Annotated in this window: 30 protein-coding genes and 1 pseudogene; 18 read left to right on the top strand and 13 right to left on the bottom strand. The window is 70.7% G+C overall.

Annotated elements, in window-relative coordinates:
- Window positions 1–75: 75 nt before the first annotated feature.
- The gene (locus ABZ193_RS12545) at window positions 76–693 is read left to right on the top strand and encodes a TetR/AcrR family transcriptional regulator (RefSeq protein ID WP_237339053.1); all 618 of its coding nucleotides are present in this window, start codon (window positions 76–78) and stop codon (window positions 691–693) included.
- A 785-nt stretch (window positions 694–1,478) separates the two neighbouring features.
- On the opposite strand, the gene ABZ193_RS12540 is transcribed toward ABZ193_RS12545, so the two are convergent.
- The 3 genes from ABZ193_RS12540 to ABZ193_RS12530 form a co-directional block, all read right to left on the bottom strand.
- Window positions 1,479–1,622 (bottom strand): hypothetical protein, encoded by a 144-nt coding sequence (locus ABZ193_RS12540; protein WP_354709892.1) that lies wholly within the window; start codon window positions 1,620–1,622, stop codon window positions 1,479–1,481.
- A 29-nt stretch (window positions 1,623–1,651) separates the two neighbouring features.
- Window positions 1,652–1,765: a DUF6537 domain-containing protein gene (locus tag ABZ193_RS12535; protein WP_354709935.1), complete on the bottom strand. Its 114-nt coding sequence runs from the start codon at window positions 1,763–1,765 to the stop codon at window positions 1,652–1,654.
- 84 nt (window positions 1,766–1,849) lie between these two features.
- Window positions 1,850–2,896, bottom strand: a complete 1,047-nt coding sequence (locus tag ABZ193_RS12530) for an amidohydrolase family protein (RefSeq protein ID WP_354709890.1) — start codon at window positions 2,894–2,896, stop codon at window positions 1,850–1,852.
- A gap of 93 nt (window positions 2,897–2,989) precedes the next feature.
- Here ABZ193_RS12530 and ABZ193_RS12525 point away from each other — a divergent pair, with 93 nt between their 5' ends.
- Window positions 2,990–3,721, top strand: a complete 732-nt coding sequence (locus ABZ193_RS12525; RefSeq protein ID WP_237339056.1) for a TetR/AcrR family transcriptional regulator — start codon at window positions 2,990–2,992, stop codon at window positions 3,719–3,721.
- Window positions 3,722–4,043: 322 nt separating this feature from the next.
- Here ABZ193_RS12525 and ABZ193_RS12520 read toward each other — a convergent pair whose 3' ends face one another.
- Window positions 4,044–4,388 (bottom strand): hypothetical protein, encoded by a 345-nt coding sequence (locus tag ABZ193_RS12520; RefSeq protein ID WP_237339083.1) that lies wholly within the window; start codon window positions 4,386–4,388, stop codon window positions 4,044–4,046.
- Between ABZ193_RS12520 and ABZ193_RS12515 the strand changes: the two genes are divergently transcribed.
- Entirely contained in the window at window positions 4,387–4,527 is a 141-nt protein-coding gene (locus ABZ193_RS12515; RefSeq protein WP_237339081.1) for a transposase, read from the top strand. The two genes, ABZ193_RS12520 and ABZ193_RS12515, sit on opposite strands and share 2 nt — an antisense overlap.
- Before the next feature lie 102 nt (window positions 4,528–4,629).
- On the opposite strand, the gene ABZ193_RS12510 is transcribed toward ABZ193_RS12515, so the two are convergent.
- Window positions 4,630–5,475, bottom strand: a complete 846-nt coding sequence (locus ABZ193_RS12510; RefSeq protein WP_237339057.1) for a LysR family transcriptional regulator — start codon at window positions 5,473–5,475, stop codon at window positions 4,630–4,632.
- 69 nt (window positions 5,476–5,544) lie between these two features.
- Between ABZ193_RS12510 and ABZ193_RS12505 the strand changes: the two genes are divergently transcribed.
- A complete protein-coding gene (locus ABZ193_RS12505; RefSeq protein ID WP_237339058.1) occupies window positions 5,545–6,291 on the top strand; it encodes an SDR family oxidoreductase in 747 nt (248 codons plus the stop codon).
- A gap of 62 nt (window positions 6,292–6,353) precedes the next feature.
- Here the strand turns inward: ABZ193_RS12505 and ABZ193_RS12500 are convergent, their stop codons facing one another.
- The 4 genes from ABZ193_RS12500 to ABZ193_RS12485 form a co-directional block, all read right to left on the bottom strand.
- Window positions 6,354–6,695, bottom strand: coding sequence for an IS3 family transposase (locus ABZ193_RS12500; RefSeq protein WP_308191203.1), 342 nt, complete (start codon window positions 6,693–6,695; stop codon window positions 6,354–6,356).
- Window positions 6,696–7,070: 375 nt separating this feature from the next.
- The gene (locus tag ABZ193_RS12495) at window positions 7,071–8,456 is read right to left on the bottom strand and encodes an MFS transporter (protein ID WP_237339059.1); all 1,386 of its coding nucleotides are present in this window, start codon (window positions 8,454–8,456) and stop codon (window positions 7,071–7,073) included.
- A gap of 461 nt (window positions 8,457–8,917) precedes the next feature.
- Window positions 8,918–9,079, bottom strand: coding sequence for a hypothetical protein (locus tag ABZ193_RS12490; RefSeq protein ID WP_237339060.1), 162 nt, complete (start codon window positions 9,077–9,079; stop codon window positions 8,918–8,920).
- On the bottom strand, window positions 9,076–9,951 hold the full coding sequence (locus ABZ193_RS12485; protein WP_237339061.1) for a helix-turn-helix transcriptional regulator: 876 nt from the start codon (window positions 9,949–9,951) through the stop codon (window positions 9,076–9,078). The genes ABZ193_RS12490 and ABZ193_RS12485 overlap by 4 nt, the downstream gene beginning before the upstream one ends.
- 153 nt (window positions 9,952–10,104) lie before the next feature.
- Between ABZ193_RS12485 and ABZ193_RS12480 the strand changes: the two genes are divergently transcribed.
- The gene (locus tag ABZ193_RS12480; RefSeq protein WP_354709887.1) at window positions 10,105–10,383 is read left to right on the top strand and encodes a hypothetical protein; all 279 of its coding nucleotides are present in this window, start codon (window positions 10,105–10,107) and stop codon (window positions 10,381–10,383) included.
- Window positions 10,371–11,099: an SDR family oxidoreductase gene (locus ABZ193_RS12475; protein WP_237339063.1), complete on the top strand. Its 729-nt coding sequence runs from the start codon at window positions 10,371–10,373 to the stop codon at window positions 11,097–11,099. The genes ABZ193_RS12480 and ABZ193_RS12475 overlap by 13 nt, the downstream gene beginning before the upstream one ends.
- A gap of 63 nt (window positions 11,100–11,162) precedes the next feature.
- On the opposite strand, the gene ABZ193_RS12470 is transcribed toward ABZ193_RS12475, so the two are convergent.
- Entirely contained in the window at window positions 11,163–12,140 is a 978-nt protein-coding gene (locus tag ABZ193_RS12470) for a WYL domain-containing protein (protein ID WP_354709885.1), read from the bottom strand.
- 63 nt (window positions 12,141–12,203) lie between these two features.
- Between ABZ193_RS12470 and ABZ193_RS12465 the strand changes: the two genes are divergently transcribed.
- From ABZ193_RS12465 to ABZ193_RS12455, 3 genes are all read left to right on the top strand, one after another.
- Window positions 12,204–13,355, top strand: a complete 1,152-nt coding sequence (locus tag ABZ193_RS12465) for an epoxide hydrolase family protein (RefSeq protein ID WP_354709883.1) — start codon at window positions 12,204–12,206, stop codon at window positions 13,353–13,355.
- A 417-nt stretch (window positions 13,356–13,772) separates the two neighbouring features.
- Window positions 13,773–14,036 (top strand): hypothetical protein, encoded by a 264-nt coding sequence (locus ABZ193_RS12460; protein ID WP_354709881.1) that lies wholly within the window; start codon window positions 13,773–13,775, stop codon window positions 14,034–14,036.
- Window positions 14,037–14,060: 24 nt separating this feature from the next.
- A complete protein-coding gene (locus tag ABZ193_RS12455; protein ID WP_354709880.1) occupies window positions 14,061–14,621 on the top strand; it encodes an FAD-binding protein in 561 nt (186 codons plus the stop codon).
- On the opposite strand, the gene ABZ193_RS12450 is transcribed toward ABZ193_RS12455, so the two are convergent.
- Window positions 14,603–15,082: a hypothetical protein gene (locus ABZ193_RS12450; protein ID WP_354709879.1), complete on the bottom strand. Its 480-nt coding sequence runs from the start codon at window positions 15,080–15,082 to the stop codon at window positions 14,603–14,605. The genes ABZ193_RS12455 and ABZ193_RS12450 overlap by 19 nt on opposite strands.
- A gap of 351 nt (window positions 15,083–15,433) precedes the next feature.
- Here ABZ193_RS12450 and ABZ193_RS12445 point away from each other — a divergent pair, with 351 nt between their 5' ends.
- From ABZ193_RS12445 to ABZ193_RS12420, 6 genes are all read left to right on the top strand, one after another.
- Window positions 15,434–16,360, top strand: coding sequence for a LysR substrate-binding domain-containing protein (locus tag ABZ193_RS12445; RefSeq protein WP_020419002.1), 927 nt, complete (start codon window positions 15,434–15,436; stop codon window positions 16,358–16,360).
- Window positions 16,361–16,404: 44 nt separating this feature from the next.
- Complete coding sequence (locus tag ABZ193_RS12440; protein ID WP_354709877.1) at window positions 16,405–16,827, top strand: RidA family protein; 423 nt, start codon at window positions 16,405–16,407, stop codon at window positions 16,825–16,827.
- Window positions 16,824–17,489: a DUF1028 domain-containing protein gene (locus tag ABZ193_RS12435; RefSeq protein WP_354709876.1), complete on the top strand. Its 666-nt coding sequence runs from the start codon at window positions 16,824–16,826 to the stop codon at window positions 17,487–17,489. Before ABZ193_RS12440 ends, ABZ193_RS12435 begins: the two co-directional genes overlap by 4 nt.
- Entirely contained in the window at window positions 17,486–18,610 is a 1,125-nt protein-coding gene (locus ABZ193_RS12430; protein WP_354709874.1) for a M20 family metallopeptidase, read from the top strand. Before ABZ193_RS12435 ends, ABZ193_RS12430 begins: the two co-directional genes overlap by 4 nt.
- Window positions 18,611–18,639: 29 nt before the next feature.
- Window positions 18,640–19,881, top strand: coding sequence for an NAD(P)/FAD-dependent oxidoreductase (locus ABZ193_RS12425; RefSeq protein WP_354709873.1), 1,242 nt, complete (start codon window positions 18,640–18,642; stop codon window positions 19,879–19,881).
- Between the two features lie 163 nt (window positions 19,882–20,044).
- Window positions 20,045–21,448, top strand: coding sequence for an MFS transporter (locus ABZ193_RS12420; protein WP_354709871.1), 1,404 nt, complete (start codon window positions 20,045–20,047; stop codon window positions 21,446–21,448).
- Between the two features lie 60 nt (window positions 21,449–21,508).
- On the opposite strand, the pseudogene ABZ193_RS12415 reads toward ABZ193_RS12420, so the two are convergent.
- Window positions 21,509–21,940, bottom strand: a pseudogene (locus tag ABZ193_RS12415) (hydroxymethylglutaryl-CoA lyase); the annotation flags it as partial.
- 17 nt (window positions 21,941–21,957) lie between these two features.
- On the opposite strand from ABZ193_RS12415, the gene ABZ193_RS12410 reads away from it, so the two are divergent.
- Window positions 21,958–22,179: a helix-turn-helix domain-containing protein gene (locus ABZ193_RS12410; RefSeq protein ID WP_354709870.1), complete on the top strand. Its 222-nt coding sequence runs from the start codon at window positions 21,958–21,960 to the stop codon at window positions 22,177–22,179.
- A 43-nt stretch (window positions 22,180–22,222) separates the two neighbouring features.
- Here ABZ193_RS12410 and ABZ193_RS12405 read toward each other — a convergent pair whose 3' ends face one another.
- A complete protein-coding gene (locus ABZ193_RS12405; protein ID WP_354709869.1) occupies window positions 22,223–23,053 on the bottom strand; it encodes an IclR family transcriptional regulator C-terminal domain-containing protein in 831 nt (276 codons plus the stop codon).
- Window positions 23,054–23,156: 103 nt separating this feature from the next.
- On the opposite strand from ABZ193_RS12405, the gene ABZ193_RS12400 reads away from it, so the two are divergent.
- Both ABZ193_RS12400 and ABZ193_RS12395 read left to right on the top strand, forming a co-directional pair.
- Window positions 23,157–23,699, top strand: a complete 543-nt coding sequence (locus ABZ193_RS12400; RefSeq protein ID WP_354709868.1) for a flavin reductase family protein — start codon at window positions 23,157–23,159, stop codon at window positions 23,697–23,699.
- Between the two features lie 101 nt (window positions 23,700–23,800).
- Window positions 23,801–25,288, top strand: coding sequence for a 4-hydroxyphenylacetate 3-hydroxylase N-terminal domain-containing protein (locus ABZ193_RS12395; protein WP_354709933.1), 1,488 nt, complete (start codon window positions 23,801–23,803; stop codon window positions 25,286–25,288).
- Window positions 25,289–25,350: the final 62 nt, after the last annotated feature.

Here is a 25,350-nt window from a genome sequence, read left to right as displayed (position 1 = left end):
GTGCAGTCGTTGTGCGAGGGATGTTTGCACTCGGGTGCAGGCGATGTCAAGCATCAGGAAGGGGCGAGGGCGGCGGTGACCGCAACCGAACAGGGCGCAGCGGGCCGGCGCGCTCCGGCCACCCGTGATCTGCTCTACGAGGCCGCGGCGGCCTTGTTCGTGGAACGTGGCTACGAGGACACCACGATGGCGGACATCGCCCAGCGGGCAGGCACCTCGCGCCGCACGGCGTTCAACCACTTCCCCAGCAAGGGCGACATCCCGATGTTGTGGACGCGGCGGATGGCGGACCGCGCCGTGGAGGTGATCACCGAGGCCACGGAGGAAGCGGTGCCGGAACGGGTCCGCGCCTACTTCCGGCTGATCAGCCGGATGGTGGAGGCGGAGCCCGAGCTGAGCAGGCAGATGATGCTCGGCTGGACCGCGGCGGGCGGCCCCATCCGCTACGAGTCACAGTTGCTGGCCGACCTGACACCTCTGCTCAGAAATGGCCAGGAACGCGGAGAAGTCGATCCTGGGGTGGACGTCGCCGAGGCGGCACGCACCCTCAGCGACGTCTACACGGGAGTGATCTTCCGCTGGGTACGGGACCCGGACACGTCCCGGACGCTGCAGACGGCGGCGGACAGCGCCATCGACCTCGTCCTGTCGGCCATCCGGGCGGGCGGCACGACGCCGAGCGCGCCGCGGTGAAGGCCGTGGAACAGATCCAGCCCGCCCTGCTCCGCAGTCCGGGCCCATAGCGACAGCGCGAGTGAGGCTGCGATCTTCAGGCTCCGCGTCGCCGCGCTCCAGCTCGTCGGCAGCACGGCACGAGCACGAGACCTGGAGAAGGCGCTCCAGCTGGCGCAGGTTGTGCCCGAGGCACGCGGAGAAGTGCCGGCCTTCTGGGAAGCCGGACACCGGCTGCGCCTGGCCGCCACCTCGCTCCAGCTCCACCAGGATCGGGCAGGCGCTGCGCTACCTCGCCGAGGCTCGCGACCTCGCGCCGGACTGGATGCGGACGCAGCGGTTCGGCGGGGCCGTCATGGCGCGGCTCGTGAAGCGTGCGCCCCGACGCCTCGGCCCGAGCTCACCAGGCTCGCAGCGCACTTCGGAGTGGTCGCGGCCGAGCCCCTGACAGGAACGCACCGGCCCGACCGCTGGTGGACTTCCTGTCCGCTGGCAGGTCGGTCTACTCGTCGCGTGTCCCGTCGTAGGCGACACGTAAGCGCACCCGGCCGTCGTCGCTGACCGTGAGGTGGATCCCGTCGCGGACCGCTGCCCACCAGGCCGAACACGCCCGTCCGCCTACGCCGGCAGGCAGAAGAACAGCGTCGCGACCGTGCTAGTGGTGAGCGCTCGTACCACTACTACCGGCCAGTGGCCCGTCCTCGCCCACGGTGCCTGGTCGCGCGGGTAGGCCACCATGACGTCCGGCTCGACGATCATTCGCCCCGCAGGCGGCTACGCCCGCAGCTCGTCGGCGACGGCCGCGGTCAGCACGACTCCCCCGCCTTCGCCTGTGCGCGAAACCGTTGCAGCGCTTCGGTGAGCGCGTCACGGTAGGCGGCGACGTTGCCGGGCTTGATGTCCTCGTAGCCGCGGACGGCGTCCGGCAGGTTCGCGATTTCCACGGCCACGTCGTGGTTTTCCGGACACAGCGAGTGTCTCAGGTCGGCCGACACCCTCGGTACCCAGCGACCGACGCCTGCTCGGCGCGCCGCACCGAGGCGCGGCCGAACGGGTCGAATGGCGTGCCGCGCAGCCGCGGGGCCCGGCTCATGCGCGAGACCGGCATACAGGGTCTCTACCGACGTCGGCGCCGTGGCTGCACCGTCCGCAACCCAGGTGACGCCCCATGCACCCGTCATGCCGGTCGGCGGGGCCGGCGGTCGACGTTGAGGTGGCCGGTCAGCCGTTCCCAGTTGCCGGATCCTATGGCGGCCTTCTCCTCGTCGGTGAAGGGTGCGTTCTCGAGGAACGACCTGGCGATGCCGCCGCTGGTGTCCAGGTAGGGGAAGCCGCCGGGCCGGGTGCCGAAGGTGTACGGGTAGTCGGTCGAGTAGAGCATGCGGTCGGTTCCGACGACCTCGGCGGTCCAGCGCAGGTAGCGTTCGCTGACCGTACCGCTGCCGGCCACCCAGAAGTTCTGACGGAAGTAGTCGGCCAACGGCCGCTGCAACCTGGCCATCTCCCGCAGGAAGCCGACGTGGTCGAGGTAGAACAGCACGACCTCGCCCCAGTGCCCGGCGATCACTTGCAGCCCGGGGTGACGGTCGAACACCCCGGAGAAGATAATCCGCAGGTACTGCACACCCAGGTCGTAGTACCAGCCGAGCCCGGCGGTCGCCAATGCCGCCCCCACCCCGTTGGGCAGTCCCGAGTAATACGCCGCTTGGACCGCACGCACCGGCGCCTGGGGGTGGAAGTGCAAGGGGACGTGAAGTCGTTCGGCGGCTCCGTAGAGGTCGTCGAACTGCGGCGCGTCGGCCAGTGCGTCGCCGGTGCGGCCATACAGCATCGCACCGCGGAAGCCGAGTCCGGTGACCGCGCGCTCCAACTCTTCGACGGCGGCTTCGGGCGAGGACGTCGGGATGGCGGCGAATGCCTGGAACCGCGAGGGATTGGCGTCGACGATCGCGGCGAGCGCGTCATTGGCCTCGCGCGCGACGCGCACGGCATCGGCCGGCGGGAGGTTCTGCACCCCCGGAGTGGCCAGGGACAGCACCGCGACGTCGATGCCCTGCTCGTCCATGTCGGCCAAGCGTTCATCGCCGACATCGCACAGCCTTCGCGTGACCGGGTGGTCGTCGGGGTAGACGTTCGGCCGGACTCCCGCCGCCGCCCACGCGTCGAGCAGAACGGGCAGGACCACGTGTTCCTCAAGGCCGACGATACGCAGCTTGTCGCTCATGTCAGCAGCTCCTCAACTGGTGTTTCCAACGATACTCGAATCATGGTATCACCGGAAACATCAGTGGAAGCAAGTACTCGATATCATTGACACATGGTTGATGGATCGGAGGACGCACAGGTCGCGGCACGCGAGGTGTCCCGACAGCGGCTTGTCGAGGTGGCGGCGGACCTGCTCGCGCGCGAGGGACGCGAGGCGGTCACCACCAGGGCGGTCGCGGCCGCCGCCGGGGTACAGGCCCCAGCGATCTACCGCCTGTTCGGCGACAAGGACGGGCTGCTCGACGCGGTGGCCGAACACGGCTACGCCACCTTCCTCGCGGCCAAACACGCCGACGCCCGTCCGGAGGATCCCGTCGAGGACCTGCGCACGGGCTGGGACCTCGCCGTCGAGTTCGGGCTCGCCAATCCCGAGCTGTACACGCTGATGTACGGCGAACCCAGGCGCGGCACGGACTCGGCCGCCTTCCGAGCCGGCATGGAGATCCTGCTCGATCGCATCCACCGCCTCGCCAGCAGCGGCCTGCTGCGCGTCGGCGAGGAACTCGCTGCCTCTCTCATCCACGCGACCGCCCGCGGAGCAGTGCTCACCTGGCTATCGCTCCCCGGCGATCAACGCGACCCCGCCCTCCTGACCGCCCTCCGGGAAGCGATGATCACCGCCGTCACCCTCGAGGAACCCGCCGTACGCGACGCAAGCCCCGCCTCTGCCGCCCGGGCGCTGCGTGCCCTTCTGCCCGAACAGACAACGCTCAGCAGTGCGGAGCAACACCTGCTGAGTGAGTGGCTCGACCGCCTGACCGCCGACCACCACAAGGACCGCTGACCCGGCCTCCACGGCCCGCGCGTTTCCGGCGGGGAAGTCCGGCGCAGGACCACAGGACCAAGAGACACGCTTCACAGCATTCATCGCCCGCCTGCCGCGCCATGTCGCTTGTCGCCGCGCCCAGGTGCCCGATCGGTTAGTGCACCTGAACCGCCAGCTGCGTCAGGTCGAACAGCCGGTCAAGCGGCGCGGCCGGCGCGCGATGAAAGTCGACTGCCAGATGCGGTGCCGCACCGAGGAGATCGGCCCGGCTGACACGGGGTGGCCACAAGCTCGCCGATCTCACTCGCGAACAGGACGTCGGCGCTGTTCAGCTCCCGGCCTACGTCGCGAGTGAGTCGATCATGGCGTACACCTCGGCGAACGTCAGCAGACTCGGCGCCGGGGCCCCGTCCAACTCGGCCCGTGCGGCTGCTCGCTGCGCCTGCGACTCGGTGATCGCCTCAACCAGCGCCGCCGGATCAACTCCTGCCTCGATCGTTGATCGCAGCCGCCGCAGCTTCGCCTCCGCCGCCTCCGAGCGATGCCGAGCGGCATCATGCGCTCCCGTCTCGTTCTTCCCCTGAGAGGCCACCAGCGTTTCGACTGTCCGGTCCCGGTTCCAAGGCGGACGAGCCGGAACCGAACGGTTCGTGCTGACCTTCAAATCCGAGCTCGCCGACCGCATGTTGATCCTGAGCCAGCGCCATCTGGACGTCGTGCTCGCCGAGTACGTCCGGCATTTCAACCGTCGACGGCCTCATCGTTCCCGAGAGCTTCGCCCGCCTCGGCTGACCCGCCCTGTGGCGAACCTCAGCCCCAGCTGATCAGGCGACATCGGCTCCTTGGCGGCCTGATGATCGAGTACGAGCGAGCCGCGTAAAGCTGCTGGTCAGCGCTGGTAGCTGGCGTATTCCGGCCGTAACCTGTCAGACCTGTTCCAGCTCGGTCTTGACAGAGGTCGCGGCGCGGATGAAGGCGGCGACCTGGCGAGAGGTTGACTCCCGGTGCCAGGCGATCACGAGGGTGGCCGGCTCGGCGTCGAGGACAGGACGGCTGACCGTACCGGGTGGCAGACGATCACGGATCGATTCCGGGAGCACCGCGACCATCCGCCCGAGCCGGACAAGCTGCAGCAGTTGGTCGGTGTCGGTGACGAGGTGGCCGGTCACCTCGGGGCGAGACTCCGGCCATCGGGGCTGGGTTCCGCCGCGCAGGTCGGCCATCGACACCTCGGTGCGGGCGGTCAGGGGGTGGCCATCCGGAAGCACCACGACCTGGCCTTCGACGTGGAGGTCGTCGCTGTCCAGGCCGCTCAGATCGTTCTGCGGCCGGTGCAGCAGGGCGAGGTCGGCGCGGCCGTCGCGCACCATCGCGGCGCGTTCGCCGACACTGAAGACGAGATCGACCGGAACGGCGTCGGGGGTGGCAGCGTAGCGGTCCAGGATCGGCTGCAACAGGTCGGCGTCGCTGCCGGGTTTGAGCGCCAGGACCAGCCGCGGAGTGGTTTCCGCCGCCCTTCGCGCACGGCGCACCGCGGCGGCCACCGCATCCAGTGCGACACGTCCCTCGGCCAAGAACACCTCCCCGGCCGCCGTGAGCTGCACCCCGCGACTGGTGCGGTCCAGCAGAGTGAGGCCCATCCGTTGTTCGAGCAGGCGGATCGCCCGGGACAGGGGTGGCTGTGCGATGCCCAGCCGCTGGGCAGCCCGCCCGAAGTGCAGTTCCTCGGCGACCGCGATGAAGTAGCGCAGTTCCCGGGTCTGGACGTCCATACAAGGAGGGTATCGAGCGAGATCAGTCCGGTCCTGGCCTAGGGGAACGACGGGTGATTCGCTGATCGTATGAGTGATGACGCAACGATTGCCCTGGTGACGGGGGCGAACAAGGGGATCGGGCGGGCCGTCGCTGGCCAGCTCGCGAGGCTCGGGATGACGGTGGTAGTTGGTGCCCGAGACCTGGAGAAGGGCGCCGAGGCGGTGGCCGAGATCAGCGCGGCGGGTGGTATCGCGCACCCGATCGGCCTCGACGTGACGGACCAACGCGGGGTGAGCGCGGCGGCCGAGCAGATCGCCGAGCGGTTCGGCCGTCTGGACGTCCTGGTCAACAACGCCGGCATCGCCGGCGACCTCGGGACGCAGGCGCCGGGCTCCGCACACCTCGATGGGGTGCGGGCGGTGTTCGAGACGAACCTGTTCGGTGTCGTCACCGTGATCGAGGCGATGCTCCCGCTGCTGCGCCGTTCGTCCGCGGCACGGATTGTGAACGTCTCCAGCGGCACCTCGTCGATGACGTGGACGACCGATGCCACCCACTACCTGAGTCGGATGCCGGGTTCGCTGGGCTATCCGGTGTCGAAGGCGGCACTGAACATGCTCACGGTGCAGTACGCAAAAGCACTGTCACGCGAAGGGATCCTGGTGAACGCGGTCGCGCCTGGTGCGTGTGACACGGACTTCGCCAAGGGCCTGCCGTTCCAGTTGACTCGGACCGCAGCCGAGGGCGCTGCGATCGTGGTGCGGCTGGCCACGCTCGGGCGAGAGTGTCCCACAGGCGGCTTCTTCGACGACAACGGCAGGGTGCCTTGGTGAGGGGGCCGGAAGGCAGGACGACGGGTGCGCTGAGGGACAGGGCAGCGCTGGTCACCGGTGGCTCACGCGGAATCGGCGCGGCGGTCGTGCGACGGCTCGCATCGACGGGGCAGCGGTGGCCATCGACTACCGGCCCCAGGCCGACGCGGCGAACGGCTCACTGCCGAGATCAACACCGCTGGTGACAACGCGATCACCTGTCGTCTCGACCTTGAAGGTGCGTGGGCTGATGCCCTCGGCCCGACCCCGGCCATGATGTTGGCGACGGTCTTCGCCGTGACCACCTCGCCCTGGTCACGCGGTTCGGCGGTGATGCGCGGCGACCCGTAGGTGCCGTGCGAGTCCCGGTGCGCCTGGGTGATCTTCACCTCCAGGTCGGCGCGGCGTTGCAGCAGCCGCGCCATGCGCAGCACCGAGAAGCGTGTGCGCTTCGGTGAGGTGGCGCCGGCGCTCCCGGCGAACTCGTCGGGACCGGCGTATTGCCCATCAAAGCGAACCGGCGTGACGCTGTGCAGGTGCTCCCCGCAGGCTCGTCCGAAGCTCTGTTCGTATTCCAGGGTGGGAGACCAGGTGCAGGCCGAGCCGGCGGTAGGCCTCCGCTTTGTCCGCCGGGTCGGCGTTGATCAGTGTCTGTCGGACGTCGCGGGTAGCCGACTTTTTCGGCGGAGCGCGGGTCGTTGCGCAGCACCCGCGATTCCCGGCTGGCGTCCACCCTCGCTATCCGCGCGACGTCGGCTGGCGCGGCACCTCCTCGGTCGTGTCGCCTCCCGTCGAGCCGGCTACCTCACCGACAGCGCCTTCGAGAGCGTATCCACGGCCGGGACGCGTTCAGCCCGCTGCGACAAGAGCGCGGAGCCGAACAGCAGCGCGGCGATGAGGATCGACACCGCGGTGATGGCGGCGGTCGATCCGTATGTGCCGGCAGCGGTGTAGAAGAGACCGCCGACGATCGCGACCGACAAGGCGGCGCTGATCTGCAGGGTCGCGTTCACCAGGCCGCTGGCCAGTCCCGCGAACGCGCGCGGGATGTGGGTGACCGTGAGGCGGATCAGCGCGGGCAGAGCGAGCCCTTGGCCGAAGCCGATGAGCGCCAAGGGTGCGGCGGTCCACGCCGTGTGCTCGAATGCGGCGGCGAGCCCGGCGAAGGCGAGGAAGCCGATGGTCTCCAGGCACAGGCCGAGCGCGGCGATCCGGCGCCCCATCACCCGCACGAGGTACGGCACGGTCAGCGGGCCGATGAGGAAACCGATGCCCAGCGGGAGGATGTCCAGGCTCGCCTGCAACGGCGTGCGACCGACCGTCTGCTCGTGTTCGGAAAAGATGAGGAAGAACGCGGCGATCGAGTAGAACAGGGCGACCGCCACGAGCGCGATCCGCACTCCGGGCGCGGTGACCGCTCCGGGTGGCACCAGGGGCATCACACGACCACCGCGCCGGTCGCCGCCGAGCGAGGACTCGTAACGCCAAAACTTGCGCAGCAGGATGACGGCGGCGACGACCAGGACGAAGCACCACCAAGGCCAGTCCAGCGCGCGCCCCTCGACCAAGGGGATGACGATCCCGGCAAGACCTCCGAAGAGCAGGACGGCGCCGACCCAGTCGAGTCTTTCCACGCCCCGGGTGTGCCGGTCGCGCAGGAACAGGCTGCCCAGCAGAGCCAGCGCCGCGACGGGCAGGTTGATGAGGAAGATCGCTCGCCAGCCCAGCCCCCAGACATCGGCGGTGACGAGGAGGCCGCCAAGGGACTGGCCGATGACCGCGGCGAGGCCAAGGGTCGCACCGTGGAAGCCGAGGGCGATCGTCTGGTCACGGCCGTCGAGGCTCGCGCGGATGAGGGCCAGCGACTGCGGCGCCATCAGCGCGGCCGTCAGACCTTGCAGGATGCGCCCGGCGAGGAGCAGCCAGGGCGCGCCGGCCGAACCGCAGATCAGCGAGGCCAGGACGAACCCGACGATTCCGATGAGGAAAGCGCGCCGCCGCCCGTACAGATCGCCGAGCCGGCCGCCGAGGGTGAGCGTCACGGCATAGGTGGCGGCGTAACCGGCCACGATCTGCTGGCCCAGGATGTCACCGCCACCGAGGTCGTCTTGAATCGACGGGATGGCGAGGTTGACGATGAAGAAGTCCAGAGGCGGCAGCAGCGTGCCGGCCAGCAGTGTGACCACGCCTACCCAAGTCCGGGCCGGCGTTTTCGGTGTTGAACTCACTGCTTGGTCCCGCTTTCGGCAACGTTGGACGAGACACCGCGGAGCCGGGTTCCTCGGTAGATCACGAAGACGGTTTCCATGAATTCCCTTTCCGGTTCTTATCCCCGCGGCCAGGCAGGCGGGCCCACGAAATCGAGCAGCGAAAGACAGGAGATTGGGGTTGCTCCGGCGGAGCGAGGTGTCCGCGACCTTGGCCGTGCCGGAACAGGCAGGCCGACGTCGGAGTGGTGCAGCATCCAGGACAGTGCCACATTGGACGGTGGCGCGTCGTGCGCCGCGGCGATGGGGCGCGCCGGCTGCCCGGCGGTGACGGAAGTCCACGGGATGAACCCGATGTCGTGCCGAGTGCAGTAGACCAGGACGTCGGCGGAGCTTCGGTCAGCGGTTGTACCGGTTCAGGACCGTGGCGAGGTCGGTGATCAGCCGCGCCTGCTGCCGGAGGTACTCGGGGCGACCGGCCGGTCTTCGGGCTCGCCCCGGAATCCGAGCCCGGTCAGCCGCATGGCGCCGAAGCCCAGGCGACCGACCTTCTTCCCGGTGATCCCGTAGGTGCCCACGCTGTCCGCGGCACAGGCGGTCATGATCGGGTGTCACCGTTCTCCAGGACCTCGTCCTGGTCGGCGTTGTCGGCGGTGGCTGCCTGCTCGGCCAGACGGCGCAGGAGGACCAGCCCGTCGTGGCTCGCGCTACCGGGTTCGGCGCTGTAAACGGACAGGTGCTGCCCGGGCGCGCTGGCGACGGCCAGCGTCTCGAAGTGCAGCCTCAGCTCCCCCACCTGTGGATGCAGGAAATGCTTCACCTCGCGGGTCCGCGGACGCACTTCGTAGCGGGCCCACAGGTTCGCGAACGCCGGGCTGCGCAAGGTCAGTTCGCCGACGACCCGCTCGATGTGCTCGTCCGCGGGGAACTGCGACGACGATGCCCGCAGGTTGCTCACCGCCAGCCGCGACGCCGCGTCCCAGTCGCCGTAAAAGGACCTCGCGTACGGGTCGAGGAAGATCATGCGCAGCAAGTTGTCGTACCGGGCGAACCCGCGGTAGAGCTCCCTGGCCATGGCGTTGGCGGCGAGGATGTCCTGCGCCGCGCCGACCAGGAAAGCGGGCACGTCCGGCATGCCGTCCATCAGCCGGACGAGTTCCGGAGCGACCGTCAGCGAGGTGACTGAACTCGCCCCGAACACCGGAAGGGCGAGCCGGAACAGGTGCGCCGCGGCGGCGTCATCCAGTCGCAGCGCGCTGGCGATCGACCGCAGCACCTGGTCGGACGGATGCCGTTCCCGGCCCTGCTCGAGCCGGATGTAGTAGTCCGTGCTCACGCCGGCGAGCAACGCCACTTCGTCGCGCCGGAGCCCCGGGACCCGCCGCGGGCCGTCGTCGGGCAGACCGACCTCCTGCGCCCGGAGGAGCGCCCGTCGAGCACGCAGGTAGTCACCGAGCTTGTTCTCACTGTCCACGCCGCCGACAGTAATGTCGGCCGGCTCCCGGAGCGTGGGTGCAGCACACCCATGCAGGCCTGGCCGGCGCTCCGGCATCGCGGCGGTCAATCCTGCTGCTCCGTCGGCCGGACCAGGACATCGTTAACGGCGACGCGGCGAGGCCTGGTCACGATGAAGCCGACCGTCAACACGGGATTTCGCCGGAGCTGGGCCGAACGCGAGCGGCCCGGGACGATCGCCGACTACGACGCTCTCGCCGCCCGGCTCGACCGCATCGGGCGCGATGCTCGGCGGCCGACCGAGCCGGAGGAAGTGGCGGCCGCGATCATCGCGCTGGTCGGCCTGCCGCAACCGCCATTGCGGCTCACCGTCGGCAGCGACGCCTCGGCCGGAATCCGCGCCGCCCGGATCCGCCAGCTGGCCGACTTGGAGACCCGATGGATCGCCTGACCGGCAAGACCGCGTTGATCACCGGCGGCAGCGAGGGAATCGGCCTCGCCATCGCCACCGCGTTCGCGCGGGAAGGGGCGAACCTCGTGCTTCTCGCGCGCGACAGCCGCAAGCTCGACGCCGTGACATTGCCGAACACGCGCACCGTCGCCGTCGACCTCAACGACGAGGACGCGCTCGTCGCCGCTGCCGGATCCCTGGACGTCGACGTGCTCGTGAACAACGCCGGTGTCTCGCACATGCCGCCGCTGTCCGAACTCACCAAGCCCCAGTTCGACGCGATGGTGCACCTGAACCTGCGCGTACCGGTGCTGCTGACCCAGTTGCTGCGCGAGCGGCTGAGCGTGATCGTGAACATCTCCAGTTACTGGGCGGACAAAATGGTCGCCGGGCGCCCCTCTTCGGTCTATTCGGCCACCCGCGGCGCGCTCAACTCGCTCACCAAGGCGCTGGCCAACGAACTCGGTCCGCGTGTCCGGGTCAACGCCATCGCGCCCGGCTCGATCCGCACGCCGACGTTCGAACGCGCCTACCTCGCGCGGATGACCCCGGACCAGCGCGCGGATTACGAGCACTACGTCCACGACGCGTATCCGGCCCAGCGGATCGGCGAACCCGAGGACGTGGCCGAAGCCGCCGTTTACCTCGCCTCGGACGACGCCCGGTGGGTGACCGGCACAGTGCTGCACGTCGACGGTGGATTGACGATCAGATAGGACCCACGCGGCGAGACCGTCCGAAGTGGATCGGTCCCGACAGTCCTTCGCGCTTCGCTGCCGTCAGCCCGAACCCGGGTCCGATGTGGTCGCGGCCCGATCGAGGCGGTCGCGGAGCTCGCGCAGCACCGGGACCAGCTCCGGCGGATCCAGCACCTCGAAGTCGAACCCCTTCACCGCCACGTGCACCGCCAGCTCGCGCAGCGAGTTCGCGCCGGCCGTGAACAGGCACGTGCGCGCGTTCACGGCCTCCAGCCGTCCCGCACCGGGCGACGTGCGCGGTGCCACCGCCTCCAACGGGGCGTGGAAGAGGACACGGGCCTGGTAGGCGTACGGCGCCGAGGTGATCCCGTGCGAGACGTAGGCGGCCGTGTTCTCCTCGGGCGGCGGGCGTGGCGTGAACCGCGCGCCCGGCGGTCCGAGTGGCCCCTCGATGCGGTCGACCCGGAAGGTGCGCCAGTCGTCCTTGGCCACGTCCCACGCCACCAGGTACCACCGGCGCGGGGTGTGCACCAGCCGGTGCGGCTCGACCTCGCGTGCGGTGAGGCCGTCGCGCCCGCGGTAGCGCAGGCGTACGCGGCGCCGGTCGCGGCACGCGGCGGCGATCGCGGCCAGCACCTCGGCACTGACCGCCGGATCGGCCGCCCCGGGCAGCGCCACGGTCGCCGCGCGGAACGCCTCCATCCGGTGCCGCAGCCGGGCGGGCAGGAGCTGCTGGAGCTTGGCCAGCGCCTGCACCGCGCCCTCCTCCAGGCCGGCGACGCTGCCCGTCGCGGCCATCCGCAGGCTGATCGCCACCGCCACGGCCTCCTCGTCGTCGAGCAGCAGCGGCGGCAACGCGGCCCCCACCCCCAGCCGGTACCCGCCGGCCACACCCGGCGTGGCCTCCACCGGATAACCCAGCTCGCGCAGCCGTTCCACGTCGCGCCGCACGGTGCGCAGGCCGATCTTCAGCCGGCCGGCGATTTCGGCACCGGTCCAGTCCGTACGCGCCTGCAGGAGCGACAGCAGCCGCAGCAGCCGCGCGGAGGTTTCCAACATGGGCACCATTGTGGCCGTGATCGGTGCCGGAACCTGTCACCAATCGCCAATACCGTCCCGGACATGACGAACGAGATCCAGCCCTACCGCGTCGAGATCCTCAAGGCCGACCTCAACGACCTGCACGAGCGGCTGCACCGCACCCGGTGGGCCCCCGAACTGCCCGGCACCGGATGGGAGCGCGGCGTGCCGACCGGCTACCTGCGGGAGCTCGCCACCTACTGGGCCGACGGCTTCGACTGGTACGCCCAAGAGGCGACGCTCAACACCTACCCGCAGTTCACCACCACCGTGGACGGCGCGCAGGTGCACTTCCTGCACGTGCGCTCCCCCGAGGCGGGCGCCACCCCGCTCCTGCTGCTGCACGGCTGGCCCGGCTCGGTCGTGGAGTTCCTCGACCTCATCGGCCCGCTCACCGACCCCCTGGCCCACGGCGGCGAGGCCGCCGACGCCTTCCACCTGGTGATCCCATCGCTGCCGGGATACGGCTTCTCCGGCCCGCTGCCCGCCACCGGCTGGACCGACGGCCGCACCGCCGCGGCGCTGGCGGAGCTGATGTCCCGGCTCGGCTACGACCGGTACGGCGTGCAGGGAGGCGACGTCAGCGCGTTCATCGCTCCGCTCGTGGGACGCGCCGCGGCGGACAACGTCATCGGCGTGCACGTCAACGGCCTGCTCACGTTCCCCGGCGGCGACCCGGAGATCATGGGTTCGCTGAGCGAGACCGAGCGCGGGCGGCTGGCCGGGATGCAGGAGTGGCAGGAGAAGCTGGGCGCGTACATGCAACTGCAGGGCACGCGCCCGCAGACGATCGCGGCGGCGCTGCACGACTCCCCCGCCGGACAGCTCGCCTGGATCGTGGAGAAGTTCAAGGACTGGACGGACCCGGCGGCCGAGCTCCCCGAGGACGCGGTGGACCGGGACCGGATCCTCACCAACGTGAGCATCTACTGGTTCACCGGCACCGCGGGCTCGGCGGCGCACACCTACTACGAGCGGTTCAACGACTTCACCATGTGGGCGCCGAAGGAGCGCGGGACGGTGCCGACCGCCGTCGCGGTGTTCCCCACCGACTTCTCGGTCCGCCCCCTGGCCGACCAGGCGCACAACGTGGTGCGCTGGTCGGAGTTCGAGCGCGGCGGCCACTTCGCGGCTCTGGAGACGCCCGACCTGATGATCTCCGACCTCCGGGAGTTCTTCCGGAGCCTGGCCTGACCGGACGGCAGAGGTCCGCGCCGTGCACCCCGCGCGGCGGCCGGCCTGCCTCGGTGAAGCGGAACGACTCACCAGTATCACGATGAGGTGCGCGGCCCCGGCAGAGCACGTCGGCGGCCGCGCACCGCGATTCAGCTTCAGCCGTCGGACCGCGCCACCGGCGGCGGTGCTCCTTCACGGCGCGTTCCACTTCCTTCAGCTCGCCCTCGACACCGGACGCTCCACTTCGGACGCGCTGGCCGAGCTGGAGCGGATGGCCGCCTTCGCCGCCGTCCACGACATCGAGCTCGCCACCTACGTCATCTTCGCCTGGGGCGGCCCCAACGGGCCCGCGCGTGACGGATGTCGTTGTCGCCGGAGCCGGCCTGTCCGGGCTGTCCGCCGCGATCGCCCGCGCGTGAGGTCGGTGCGCGGGTCGTGCTGCTCGAGAAGGACGGCCGCGAGGACGTCGGCGGGAACGCCGCCGTCTCCGGAGGGCTGTTCCTGTTCCGCTACGACGGCCCGGAAGACCTCACGTCCATCACGAAGGACGTCGAGCCCGGGCTGCAACACGACCGGATCGAGGCCCCGCCCTACACCGCCGAGGCCTACACCGCCGAACTCATGGCGATGAGCGGCGGCCGCGCCGACCCGGCGCTGGTCGGCACCCTCGCACAGCGGTCCTTGGACACGGTGCGCTGACTGGCCGCCCGGGGCGCGCGGTTCGTGTTCAACCGGACGCTCGGCGCGCAGGTGCGCGACGGTGTGCTGCACGTGCCGCCCGGGCAGGTCCTGACCTGCGCAGGTGCGGGGATGTCACGTGGTTTCGCCGTGATCGAGCCGCTGCTACGGCACGCCGAGCGCATCGGCGTCGAGATCCGCTGGTCCACGCCGCTCGCCGGCCTCGTCCGGGATGGCGGCCGGGTGACGGGCGCGGTGACCGGCGCGGGTGTGGTGCCCGGTGCCGTGGTGGTCGCCACCGGCGGGTTCCAGGCCTCCCCGCAGCTCCGCCTTCGCCACCTGGGGCCGGACTGGGCGAGCGCGCGGCTGCGCGGCACCCGCCTGGCCACCGGGGACGGCATCACCGCCGCGATCCAGGCGGGTGCGACGCCGGCGGGTGACTGGTCGCGGTGCCATTCGGCCGCGGTCGACCTGTCGATGCCCTCGCCCGGCAGCAGTGCCGCGCCGCCACCGTTCCCGCTGCACGCGTTCTGGCTCGGCGTGCTCGTCAACACCGGCGGTGAACGGTTCGGAGGAAGGAGCGTTCGTCATTCCACCGGGACGTAGTCATCGCCCGTCCGAGCGGCGGCGAGATCGGCGCACGTGGACACGCTGGCCAGGAAACGACCTTGGACGACGCGAACACAGGAGCCGTTCGAAGGAAAGACGAGCACGAACTTTGATCCGTCATTCCCGCGGAGAACGGCTTTAGCTCTCAGGTTGGCAAGAAATTCGATGATATCGCACTCGATTTCCTCCGCGAATTCGCGTTGATCGTCCAGCGATATGTCGTACAGGTCGGTGTCGATGTCGTAGGTGGCAGACCTGCCGGCAAGTGGATCCCGCGCCTCGAACGTCAATCCGAGCCAGCTTCGCGGCTCGACGACCAGGGTGGCCTCCCACGTCGATCCCGCGAGCCGCCACTTCGAACCGCCGCCGGCCTCCTCGGTGACGACCACCGTCCACGTGGTGGCCACCTGAAGCTCGCGGAGGAAGTTGAGGAGCCGATCGCCCACTTCGAATGTCACGTACGCGCCATTTCTTGTGATAGCTCTTGCGGAACCTCCGCCATTCTAGATGGACGTGGATCGGATTCACGGCCTTCCGGCTGAGGGCGCGATCCTCTCGACCGACGCTGCCGCCCTGGCGCCTCACCTTGCCAACAACCTCCACTGCTGCGCCGACGAACTTCATCGCGCCGATGGTCAAAACGCCGGCTGCGGTACCCGGTCGCCATCTTCGGGCTGGTGGACGGCGGGTGCTGGTGCTTCCACTGCAGGCTGCAGGAACAGCCTCGCGCGCCCTTCGTCGCGGGCAGGCAGGGTCACACTCCTGGGCCGCGCCTGGCCGCGGCCCCGCGCCGGGGGCAGGATGGCGCCGTGAGCGAGCCCTCCTTCACCCTCGTCCAGTTGCGGTACTTCGAGGCCGCCGCGCGGCACCTGAGCATGACGGCGGCCTCGCGGGAGTTGCTCGTTTCGCAGTCGGCCGTGTCGACCGCGATCGCGCAGCTGGAACGCGAACTCGGGGTCCAGCTGCTGCTGCGCCACCACGCCCGCGGGCTCAGCCTCACCACCGCCGGGCAGGCGTTCCACCAGCGCGTCCTGGACTTCCTCGCCCACGGCGCCGAGCTGGTCGAGACCGCCCGGCAGGCCGGGACCGAGCTGGTCGGGCCACTGACGGTCGGCTGCTTCACCACGCTCGCGCCGTTCCGGCTGCCCGGGTTGCTGGCCGAGTTCGAGGACCGCCACCCGCAGGTCCGCGTGCAGCTGCGGGAGGGCGAGCACTCGGCGCTCAAGGCGGCCCTGCGCAGCGGCGAATGCGAGGTGGCGCTGCTCTACGGCTACGACCTCGACGACGACATCGACCGCGTGGTCGTCGACACCGCGCCGCCCTACGTGCTCGTCTCCCCCGGGCACCGGCTCGCCACCCGCGGGAAGGTCGCGCTCGCCGACCTCGACGGCGAGCCGATGGTGCTGCTGGACCTGCCGCACAGCCGCGAGTACCTGCAGTCGGTGCTGCGCGGCGCCGGTGTCGAGCCGGAGATCCGCCACCGCACCACCGGCTACGAGACGGTGCGGGCGCTCGTCGCCCACGGGCACGGGTTCGCGCTGCTCAACCAGCGCCCGCCCGCCGAGTCGACCTACGCAGGCGAACGCGCGGTGCCGCTCGCCCTGACCGACGACGTCGCCTCGCTGGACATCGTCGTCGCCTGGATGCGCGGCGTGCGCCTGACCCGCCGCGCCCAGGAGTTCGTCAAGCTGTGTCGCGAGCTCTACGCATCAGGAAAACAGATGCAAAAGCGCTGAAACATCTGTTGGACAGAACCTCGGCCAGACCGCACGCTGGGCCGATGACCGTCCACCAGCGCATCCGGCCGTTCAACACGCGCGACACCTACCCGGAACAGAACCTCGACAACGACCTGTGCCAGGCGGTCGTCGCCAACGGCACGGTCTACGTCCGCGGGCAGATCGGCCAGGACCTCGACACCAGCGAGTCCGTCGGCATCGGGGACGCGACCGCCCAGGCCGAGCGGGCGATGGCCAACATCGCCCTGCTCCTGGAGGAAGCCGGGAGCCGGATGGAACACCTGGTCAAGCTCACGATCTACCTGATCGACCCGCGTTACCGCGAGGCGGTCTACCGCGTGGTCGGGAAGTGGACGAAGGGCGTGCACCCGATCTCGACCGGCGTCGTCGTCTCGGCGCTGGCCCGCCCGGAATGGCTGTGCGAGATCGACGCCATCGCGGTCATCCCCGAGGAGGAGCGGTGACCTTCTCCCTCGTCGCCCGCGACGGCCACCGCTTCGGCATCGTCGCCAGCTCGTCGAGCCCCGCGGTCGCGGCCCGCGTCGCGCACCTGCGCCCCGGCGTCGGCGCCGCGTCCTCGCAGAACGTCACCGACCCGCGGCTGGGCGCGAAGCTGCTCGACCAGCTGGCCGAACACGGCGACGCCGAGCGTGCGCTGTCCGAGGTGACCGCCTCCGCCGAGCACATCGCCTACCGCCAGCTGACCGTCCTCGGCCGCACCGGTCCCGGTTTCGCCTACAGCGGCGCGAAAACGCTCGGCACGCACGCCACCGCGACCGCGGACGGCGCCGTCGCGGCCGGCAACATGCTCGCCGGCACCCACATCCCCCAGGTGATGCTCGACGCCTTCGCCGCCACCTCCGGCGAGCTGGAACAGCGGCTCGTCGCCGCGCTGCAGGCGGCCGTCGCCGCGGGCGGCGAGGAGGGCCCGGTGCGCTCGGCGGGACTCGTCGTCGTCGCCGATGTCGGGTGGCCGGTCACCGACCTGCGCGTGGACTGGGCCGACGACCCCGTCGACCGCCTCGCCGACCTGCTGGCGGTGTGGCTGCCGCAGCGCGACGACTACGTCCGCCGCGGCCTCGACCCCGCCGCCGCGCCCTCCTACGGCGTTCCGGGGGACCTGTGAAGACCGCCGCGCGGGAGACCGTCACCCGGCACGCCGACGACCTGGTGCGCCTGTCCGAGCGCCTGCACGCCGACCCCGAAACGGCGTGGGAGGAGCACCGGGCCGCCGCGATGGTGCCCGAGCTGCTCGACCGCGCCGGGTTCGACGTGACCCCGCGCTACCTCGGCCTGGACACGGCCTTCCACGCGCGCTTCGGCAGTGGCCCCACGCGCATCGCGCTGTGCGCGGAGTACGACGCGCTGCCCGGCCTCGGGCACGCGTGCGGCCACAACCTCATCGCCGCGAGCAGCGTCGGCGCCGCACTCGGACTGGCCGCGGTCGCCGACGACGCCGGCCTCACCGTCGAGGTCTACGGCACCCCCGCCGAGGAGGGCGGGGGCGGCAAGATCGAGATGCTCGACCGCGGCGCCTTCACCGGTGCCGACCTCGCGATGATGGTCCACCCCGCACCGGTCGACGTGGCCGAGGCGCGCCCGTTCGCCGTCAGCCACTCGAAGATCACCTACACCGGCAAGTCCGCGCACGCCGCGGCCTACCCGGAGGCCGGGATCAACGCCGCCGACGCGTTCACGGTCGCGCAGGTCGCGATCGGGCTGCTGCGCCAGCAGCTGCCGTCCTCGGCGCGGGTGCACGGCGTCGTCACGCACGCGGGCGACGCGCCGAACGCGATCCCCGAACACGCGACCGGCCGCTGGTACGTGCGGGCGGAGACGCTGGCGGAGCTGGCCGAACTCGAACCACGCGTGATGCGCGCGTTCGAGGCCGGGGCGCTGGCGACCGGCTGCGAGCTGAGCGTCGAGCCGGAAAGCAAGCCCTACGCGGAGTTCCGCGCGGACGAGGCGGCGCTGGCCGACTACCGCGCGAACGCGGTGGCGCTGGGGCGCGAGTTCGCCCCGCCGGGCACCGCGGCGCGGATGAACCGCGCCTCGACCGATATGGGCAACGTCTCCCAGGTCGTGCCGGCGATCCACCCCTACATCGGGATCGGGTCCCTGCCCGCGACCAACCACCAGCGCGAGTTCGCCGCGTTCTGCGTCGGCGAAACCGCCCGGCGGGCGCTCCTCGACGGCGCGGTCGCGCTCGCCTGGACCGGGATCGACCGCGCGGCGTGGCGCGCCTGACCCTCCACACCGGACCGAAACGGAGAACGATGTCGAGACAAGAGGTGGACGTCCTCGTCGTGGGCGGCGGCCAGGCCGGCCTCGCGATGAGTGAGCACCTGAGCGACGCCGGGGTGCCGCACCTCGTCCTGGAGCGGGACCGGATCGCCGAGCGCTGGCGGTCGCAGCGGTGGGACTCGCTGGTCGCGAACGGGCCCGCGTGGCACGACCGCTTCCCCGGCATGGAGTTCGGCGACCTCGCACTCGATGACTTCGCGTCGAAGGACCAGATCGCGGACTACTTCGAGGCCTACGCGGAGAAGATCGCCGCGCCGGTCCGGACCGGCGTCGAGGTGACGTCGGTGCGGCGGCACCGGGGACGCCCCGGCTTCCGGGTGCGGACCTCGGACGGTGAGCTCGACGCGCGGTTCGTCGTCGCCGCGACCGGCCCGTTCCAGCGGCCGGTGATCCCGCCGATCGTCCCCGGCGACGCCGGGCCGCTGCAGCTGCACTCCAGCTCCTACAAGAACCCCGCCCAGCTGCCCGAGGGCGGCGTGCTCGTGGTCGGCGCCGGGTCCTCCGGGGTGCAGATCGCCGAGGAGCTGCGCCGCGCCGGGCGCGCGGTGCACCTGTCCGTCGGCCCGCACGACCGGCCGCCGCGCCGGTACCGGGGACGCGACTTCTGCTGGTGGCTGGGAGTTCTGGGCAAGTGGGACGCCGAAACCCCGCCCCGCGGTGCCGAGCACGTCACGATCGCCGTCAGCGGCGCGCGCGGCGGGCACACAGTCGACTTCCGCGCCCTCGCCGCGCTGGGCATCACCCTGACCGGGCGCACCGAGTCCTATCGCGACGGAACCCTCCACTTCGCACCGGACCTCGGCGCCAACATCGCCGCGGGCGACGCGAACTACCTGTCGCTGCTCGACGAAGCGGACGCCTACATCGCCCGCAACGGCTTGGAACTCCCGGCGGAACCCGAGGCGCGCGAGCTGGGACCCGACCCGGCGTGCGTCACCGATCCCGTCCGCGAACTCGACCTCGCCGCGGCCGGGATCACCTCGATCGTCTGGGCCACCGGGTTCGCGGTCGACTACAGCTGGCTGCAGGTCGACGCGTTCGACGAGCACGGCAAGCCGCGGCACCGGCGCGGGGTGTCCACCGAACCCGGCGTGTACTTCCTGGGCCTGCCGTGGCTCGCGCGGCGCGGGTCGAGTTTCATCTGGGGTGTGTGGCACGACGCGAAGTTCGTCGCCGACCACATCACGATCCAGCGCGACTACCTGCGGTACTGAGCCGCGCGTGAATTCCGTGTTGCCCGGGTGTAAGACCCGGGCAACACCCCAGCTCCGCCGCTCTGCATCGGTGTTTCCGATGCATTGTTTCGTCTCTTTCTTCTTGTTCGATGCTGTCGCCCGCTCCTAGCGTCATCGCGAGAGCAGGCCCGAGGAGGCACCCATGACCGCACCCGGCTCCCCCGCAGCCGACGAGATCACCGAGGCGATGGCCGATCCCGCGGCGCTGCGCCGCAGTGTCGCCGCCGGCGCCGTCGGGGTGTTCGTCCACTGGTTCGACTGGGCCACCTACGCCTACCTCGCCGGCACCATCGCGTCGGTGTTCTTCCCCGCGGAGAACGGCACCGCGGGCCTGCTCGCGGTGTTCGGCGTGTTCGCGGTGTCGTTCGGCATCCGCCCGGTCGGCGCGCTGGTGTTCGGCCCGCTCGGTGACCGGATCGGGCGCAAGCGGACGTTGTCGCTCGTCATCTTCCTGATGTCCGGCGCGACGCTGGTGATCGGCCTGCTGCCCGGCTACTCCACGATCGGGATCGCCGCACCGCTGCTGCTGGTGTTCCTGCGCCTGCTGCAGGGGTTCGCGGCGGGCGGGGAGTTCGGCAGCGCGGCGAGCTTCCTCGCCGAGCACGCGCCGCGCCGCCGCCGCGGGTTCGGCGTCAGCTGGCTGGAGGTCGGCTCGCTGCTCGGGTTCCTCGCCGGGTCGTTCGTGTTCCTCCTGCTGTCCGTGGGGTTGTCGGGCGAGCAGCTCACCTCGTGGGGCTGGCGCATCCCGTTCCTCATCGCCGCGCCGCTGGGCGTCGTCGGGTTCGTCATCCGCACCAAGATCGAGGACACGCCCGAGTACCGCGCGCTGGAGGCGACCGACAACGTGCCGCGCAGCCCGGTGCGGGAGTTGTTCCGCCACAACCGCAAGCAGCTGCTGCAGGCCACCGGGCTGATGACGATGATGCACGTGCCGTTCTATGCGGTGCTGACCTACCTGGTCACCTACGAGACCGACTACCTCGGCCACTCCGCGGGCAGTGCCGCGCTGCTGTCCACGGTGATCTCGCTGACCGGGCTCGTGCTGGTGCCCGCCTTCGGCAGGCTGTCCGACCGGGTGGGCCGCCGCCCGGTGCTCGTCGGCGCCGGGATCGCGCTGTTCGTCCTGGCCACCCCGGCGTACCTGCTGATGCGCACCGGACTGGCCGGCACATGGGTCGCCGCGCTCGCGCTGGGTGTCATCCTCGCCGCGATCCTGGGCACGTATGCCGTGTGGTCGGCGGAGATCTTCCCGACCCGCACCCGCCAGAGCGGCCTGTCGATCGCCTACAACGTGACCGCCGCCCTGTTCGCCGGGACCGTCCCGTACGTGATGACCGTCCTGATCTCCGCCACCGGCTCGACACTGGTGCCCGGGCCCTACCTGATGGTGGCCGCGGTGATCGGGCTCGTGGCGGCGTTCTCCCTGCGCGAGACGGCGGGTACTCCCCTGCTGCGCGCCGAGGACCTCTCGGCAGCGCCAGTACCGGCCGGCGCGGCGACGGCAGTGGGCGGTCGTGGCGAGGGATCAGCGGGACCGGCGGCCTGAGCCCCGCGCCCCAGCCGAGGCGCACCGGAGTCACCGTGACCAACCTCTGCCCGGTCGTGCTCAGCGGGCGAGTGCCGCGACGGTGCGGGGAGGGCTGGGCGGGCCCAGCCGTTCGGCCATCCAGACACTCGTCTCGGCCACCTTGTCCAGGTCGATGCCGGTCCTGATGCCGGGATCCGCGAGTTGCCACAGGCGGTCCTCGGTGGCGAGATTGCCGGTCGCGCTTCCCGCGAAGGGGCAGCCGCCGAGCCCGCCCGCGCTGGCGTCCACAGTGGTCACACCGCACCGCACGGCGGCGAGTGTGTTGGCGAGGACCTGCCCGTATGTGTCGTGGAAGTGCACCGCGACCTGCTCCACCGGGACACCGGCCACGGCGAGCGCGTCCAGCAGCGCCGCGACACGCCCCGGGGTGGCGGCGCCGATGGTGTCGCCGGCGAACGACTCTGTGACGCCGCCGAACACGGCGATTTCGCGCACCGAGGTCGACTGCGCGGTCCACGCCGCGGTCGTTGGGCACACGAGCACGGGGTACCGGGCGCCGTCGGAACCTGTTCGAGCTCGCCGCCGAACTGGACGCGCCCCGCTCCTCGCTGCACGGGCTCGCCAAGGGCCTCGTCGCCACTGGCTACCTGCGAGACGCGGACCGGCGGAGATCGCGAACACCGGGGTGGCGATCAACCGCGGTGAAACGCTCGTTGATCGACGCTTCAGGCGGCGGCACCATGCGGTGACGGTGGGCCCGTCGCGCGCCTCGTACTCCCGGCTCCGCGACCGTCAGAAAAAGCCTTCGTGTCCTTTTCGGACCATCGGCCCGGACGTGACGCCCTGGCGGTGGCCGAAGTCGGCGCTGATGCGGTCCGCCGTTTTGACCAGGAGCGGCACCACGTCGGCCCGCAGTTGCTCCACACTGGAGCGTCCGCTGGACGTCGAGGAGGCCAGGGCGGCCACCACGGCCCCTGAGGAGTCCCGCACCGGCGCGGCGGCCGAGAGCAGCCCCTTCTCCAGTTCCTCCGAGACCACCGAATAGCCGAGCGACCGGACGTCGCGCAGCCGGCGCCGGAACTCGTCCGGGTCGGTGACCGTGTGCTCGGTGTGGGCCTCCAGTCCGGCGGCGATGACGTGGTCGACCACCTCGTCCGGCGCCCACCCCAGCAGCACGCGGCCCATCGACGTCGAGTGCGCCGGCACGCGCGTCCCGATCGACACGTTGATGCTCATGATCCGCCGCACCGGCACGCGGGCCACGTAGACGGCCTCGGTGCCGTCGAGCGCGGCCAGCGACGCCGACTCGCCGGTCTGCTCGGCGAGCCGGAGCAGGTGCGGCTGCGCGATCTCGATCATCCCGTGCGAGGCGGAGTAGTGCTGCCCGATGCTCAGCACCCTCGGCGTCAGCGTCCAGCGCCCGCCCTCGCCGTGCACGAAGCCGAGGTGCTGCAGGGTCAGCAGGATCCGCCGCACCGCCGGGCGCGACAGCTCCGTCGCGGACGCCAGCTCGGCGAGCGTGGGATTGGGCCGCTCGGCGTCGAAAGCCTGCAGCACCGCGAAGCCCCGCTCGAGGCTCTGGATGAGGTCGCGCGGATTCCCCTCGGTGGTCATGGCCGCCATCTTCCCGCATGCGAGGTATTGACTCGCTCACCCATCGGCGGGCACCCTTCTCGTGAACGCAAAGCGGACAGCTAGTACGCATAGCGTACAGGAGGTGTCGACGATGACGCTCGATCAGCGGCAGCTGCGCACCGGCTTCGGCCGGTTCGCCACCGGTGTCACGGTGGTGACCTGCCAGAACAGCGCCGGGGAACCCCACGGCGCGACCGTGAACGCGTTCACCGCGGTCTCGCTCGAGCCCGCGCTCTGCCAGGTCACGCTGACGCGCACCGCCAAGGCGTGCGGCTACCTGGCCGAGTCCCCCTTCGCGGTGAACATCCTCGCCGCGAACCAGCTGGACACGGCGATGCACTTCGCAGGCCGCCCGCAGGACCCGGGGCCCCGCTGGGGCGCCGGCCCGACGGCGCCGGTGCTGCTGGGCAACGCCGCGACGATCTCGTGCCTGCCGTGGCGCACCTACGACGGCGGCGACCACCTGATCGTGCTCGGCGAGGTCGTCGACCTCGAGATCACCGACGCCGAGCCGCTGTTGTTCTACTCGGGCCGCTTCCGCGAACTCGGCCCCGCCGACGACGGCTCGCACTGGGCCGTCTCACTCGACTGCCCCGAGATCGGCTGGTTCCCGGCCGCTCCCGCGGCCGTCTGATCCCGCCAACCACAACGATCCCGTTCAACGACGAAGGGACCACACCCGTGGCGATCCACCAGCCCGACGAAGCCGTGACCCCCACCCGGACCACCCGCCCGATGACCGGCGAGGAGTACCTCGAGAGCATCCGGGACGGCCGGGAGATCTTCATCTACGGCGAGAAGGTCGACGACGTCACCACGCACCCGGCGTTCCGCAACTCGGCACGCATGACCGCGCGCCTCTACGACGCCCTGCACGCCCCGGACAAGCAGGGCGTGCTGACCGCGCCGACGGACACCGGCAGCAGCGGCTTCACGCACCCGTTCTTCCGCACGCCGCGCAGCCGCGAGGACCTCTTCGCCGACCGGGACGCCATCGCGGAATGGGCCCGCATGACCTACGGCTGGATGGGCCGCAGCCCCGACTACAAGGCCGCCTTCCTCGGCACGCTGGGCGCGAACTCGGACTTCTACGAGCCCTTCGCCGACAACGCCCGCCGCTGGTACACCGAATCGCAGGAGAAGGTCCTCTACTGGAACCACGCGATCATCAACCCGCCGGTCGACCGGGACCGCAACCCCGACGAGGTGAAGGACATCTTCATCCACGTCGAGGAGGAGAAGGACGACGGCCTGATCGTCTCCGGCGCCAAGGTGGTCGCGACCGGGTCGGCGATCACGAACTACAACTTCATCGCCCACTACGGCCTGCCCATCAAAAAGCGCGAGTTCGCCCTGGTGTGCACGGTGCCGATGGGCGCACCGGGCATGAAGCTGATCTGCCGCCAGTCCTACGCGCAGAGCGCGACCAGCGCGTTCGACTACCCGCTGTCGTCCCGGTTCGACGAGAACGACACGATCTTCATCCTGGACAAGGTGAAGATCCCGTGGGAGAACGTCTTCATCTACGGCGACGCCGAGAAGGCCAGCACGTTCTTCCCCGGTTCCGGCTTCCTGCACCGCTTCACCTTCCACGGCGTGACGCGGCTGGCGGTCAAGCTCGACTTCATCGCCGGCCTGCTGATGAAGGGCGTGGAAGTCACCGGCACCAAGGACTTCCGCGGCATCCAGACCCGCGTCGGCGAGGTCATCGGGTGGCGCAACCTGTTCTGGGCGCTGTCCGACGCGATGGCCGCACGGCCGGACGAGTGGATCGACGGCGCGGTCCTGCCGCACCTGGACTACGGCCTGGCCTACCGCTGGTTCATGACCGTCGGCTACCCCCGCGTGCGCGAGATCATCATGCAGGACCTCGGATCCGGCCTGATCTACCTGCCCTCGCACGCCGACGACTTCGCCTCGCCGGAGATCCGCCCCTACCTCGACCAGTACGTGCGCGGCTCGAACGGCATCGACGCGATCGAGCGCGTCAAGCTGATGAAGCTGATCTGGGACTCGATCGGCAGCGAGTTCGGCGGCAGGCACGAGCTGTACGAGCGCAACTACTCGGGCAACCACGAGGGCGTGCGCGCCGAGCTGCTGTTCGCCGCGCAGCAGTCGGGTCAGGCCGACGGCATGAAGGGCTTCGCCGAGCAGTGCATGGCCGAGTACGACCTCGACGGCTGGACCGTGCCGGACCTGTTCAACCCGGAAGGCCGCCGCTGACGGCGGATCCCACGGCGGGGCCCGGGTGGACAACGACGTCGCCGGGCCACCACCGCCGGGTG

The sequence above is a fragment of the Amycolatopsis sp. NPDC006125 genome (genome assembly GCF_040614195.1).
GTDB lineage: Bacteria > Actinomycetota > Actinomycetes > Mycobacteriales > Pseudonocardiaceae > Amycolatopsis_E > Amycolatopsis_E tucumanensis.
This window is presented reverse-complemented; position numbering and strand designations above follow the sequence as displayed.